Raw genomic sequence first — 2,626 nt, 5'->3', positions numbered from 1 at the left:
CAGCACCAGCAGGGCGACGCCGGTGACGATCGCGGTGTCGGCGAGGTTGAAGGTCGGGAACCACCCGCTGTGCAGGTAGTCGGTGACCACCCCGTCCCCGGCCCGGTCCACGACGTTCGCGATCGCCCCACCTAATACCAGGGCGAGGGCGGGCAACCGCCCTGGCGAGGGGGTGGCGGCGATCCGCCAGGCGACCACGGCGACTGCAGCGGTGACCAGGGCGGTGACAGTGAGCACGAGCCAGGTCGGCGCGCCGTCGCCGACGGAGAAGGCCACCCCAGGGTTGTAGGCCAACCTCAGCTCGACCGGACCCAAAGGGATGACCCGCTCCTGCAGCGAACCCACTGCCCAGGCCTTGACGCCCAGGTCGACAGCGGCCAATGCAGCAGCGCCCAGCCCTGCCGCCAGGCGCCGCCGCGTCGGGCTGGCCAAGCCCCGTTTCTCCTCCCTTGCGGTGCCAGCGGTCACCGCGTGACCAGCGCCGGACGCTCGACGGCCGCAGCAGTTCCCGTGATGGCCTGCGGCAGTGGGCGAGTGCGGCCTGCGCGGACGCCGTTGGCGATCACTACGACCTCGGCCACCTCGTGAACGAGGACCACGGCGGCCAAGCCGAGGACACCGAAGAGGGCCAGGGGCATGAGCACGATGATGATCGCGAGGGACAGGCCGACGTTCTGGAGCATGATGCGCCGGGCCTTGCGGGCGTGGGTGAACGCCTGGGGCAGGTGGCGCAGGTCTTCACCCATGAGCGCGACGTCGGCGGTCTCGATCGCGACGTCGGTGCCCATCGCTCCCATCGCGATGCCGAGGTCGGCGGTCGCCAGGGCGGGGGCGTCGTTGACGCCGTCGCCGACCATCGCGGTGCGGCGCTGGGTGCGCAGCTGGGCGACCAGTGCGGCCTTGTCCTCCGGGCGCAGGTTCGCGTGGACCTCGTCGATGCCGACCTCGCGGGCCAGGGCGGTCGCGGTCAGGGTGTTGTCGCCGGTGAGCATGGTGACGTGGTAGCCGTCGCGGCGCAGCTGGGCTACGACCTGCGCGGCCTCTGGCCGGAGCTCGTCGCGCACGGCGACCGCGCCGAGCAGCGAGCCGTTCTCCTCGATCAGGACGGCGGTCGCCCCCGCCTGCTGCATCCGCTCCACCTCAGCGGCCAGTGATCCGGCGTGGACCCATCCGGGTCGCCCGAGCCGGGCAGGCCGACCCTCGAACGTCCCGGTCAGGCCCGCACCGGGGACTGCCTCGACGTCGGTGGCGGGGGTGGCCGGGGTTACGGCGGCCAGGATGGCCCGTGCCAGGGGGTGCTCGCTGCGTGCTTCGAGGGCGGCCGCGACCTGCAGGACGCGCTCCTGGGTGCGGCCGGGCGCGGCGACGACGGCCACGACGGTAGGGGCGTTGCGGGTCAGCGTCCCGGTCTTGTCCAGGGCGACCCCGCGGATGGCACCGAGGGCCTCCACGGCCGCGCCGCCCTTGATGAGCACACCCTGCTTGGAGGCGGCCCCGACGGCGGCGACCACGGAGACCGGCACGGAGATCGCCAGGGCGCACGGTGACGCTGCGACGAGCACGACCAGGGCCCGCTCGATCCACGTGCCCGGGTCGCCCAGCAGGCTGCCGACGACGGCGATGAGCGCGGCGGCGATCATCACACCGGGCACTAGCGGCTTGGCGATGCGGTCCGCCAGGCGTTGGGCTTCGCCCTTGCGGGACTGCTCGGCCTCGACGATCCGCACGATCCGCGCCAGGGAGTTGTCCTGCGCGGTGGTGGTCACCTCCACCTCGAGGACGCCGGATCCGTTGATCGACCCCGCGTAGACGTCTTGTCCGGGTCCGGCCTCCACGGGCACCGACTCACCGGTGATGGCTGAGACGTCCAGGGCGGTGCGACCGGTGCGGATGATCCCGTCGGTGGTGACCCGCTCCCCGGGCCTGACCACCATCAGGTCCCCGATGCCCAGCTCACCGGGAGCTACCGTGGTCTCTGCGCCGTCGCGCAGCACCGTCGCGGTAGCGGGCACGAGGTTCAGCAGCGCCCTCAGGCCGCGGCGGGTGCGGGCCAGGGAGTACTCCTCCAGGCCCTCGCTGATGGAGAACAAGAACGCCAGCGCGGCCGCCTCGGCGACCTCACCGAGCAGCACCGCGCCGATCGCGGCGATCGTCATCAGGGTCCCGACGCCGATCTTGCCCTTGACCAGTCGCCGGATCGTGCTGGGGACGAACGTCCACGCACCGACCAGCAGCGCCACCCAGTTCAGCACCGTCGCAACGGCGGACTGATCCCTGGACCCTGCGACCAGGCCCGCCAGGAGCAGCACGCCGGCGACGGCGGCGAAGCGGAGCTCGCTGACCTCCCACAGCCGCTCGGCCTCGTGCTCCTCGGCTTCCTCGCCGCCGGGGGTGGTCTCGTCGTCGCTGCAGCCGCAGGCGTCGCTCATCGTGCGCTCTCCTTGGTGATCGGGTCAGAGGTGGTGGGGTTTGCGTAGGTGGGGCACAAGGCCACAGCGTTGCCGGTCGCGGCCAGCAGGCCCTCGGCCACAGCGAGAAGGTCCACCAGCTCCGGGCGGGTCAGGTGGTAGACCGACGCGCGTCCCTGCGCGCGGTAGTCGACCAACCCGCAGTCCCGCAGGCAGGC

Annotated in this window: 2 protein-coding genes and 1 pseudogene; all 3 read right to left on the bottom strand. The window is 72.5% G+C overall.

Going from position 1 to position 2,626, the window contains the following annotated elements; translation table 11 throughout:
* A partial coding sequence (locus tag BN11_RS18570; RefSeq protein WP_048699814.1) for a signal peptidase II occupies window positions 1-432 on the bottom strand: 432 nt, incomplete at its 3' end.
* A gap of 32 nt (window positions 433-464) precedes the next feature.
* Window positions 465-2,429, bottom strand: coding sequence for a heavy metal translocating P-type ATPase (locus BN11_RS18565; protein WP_048699812.1), 1,965 nt, complete (start codon window positions 2,427-2,429; stop codon window positions 465-467).
* Window positions 2,426-2,626 (bottom strand): annotated as a pseudogene (locus tag BN11_RS18560) (ArsR family transcriptional regulator); the annotation flags it as partial. The gene BN11_RS18565 and the pseudogene BN11_RS18560, both read right to left, overlap by 4 nt.

Source organism: Nostocoides australiense Ben110 (genome assembly GCF_001050535.1).
GTDB classification, from domain to species: domain Bacteria; phylum Actinomycetota; class Actinomycetes; order Actinomycetales; family Dermatophilaceae; genus Nostocoides_A; species Nostocoides_A australiense.
This window is presented reverse-complemented; position numbering and strand designations above follow the sequence as displayed.

Bases quoted from the DNA above. Each gene is read 5' to 3' on its own strand.
- BN11_RS18565 (WP_048699812.1), bottom strand. From the start codon at position 2,429: ATGAGCGACGCCTGCGGCTGCAGCGACGACGAGACCACCCCCGGCGGC.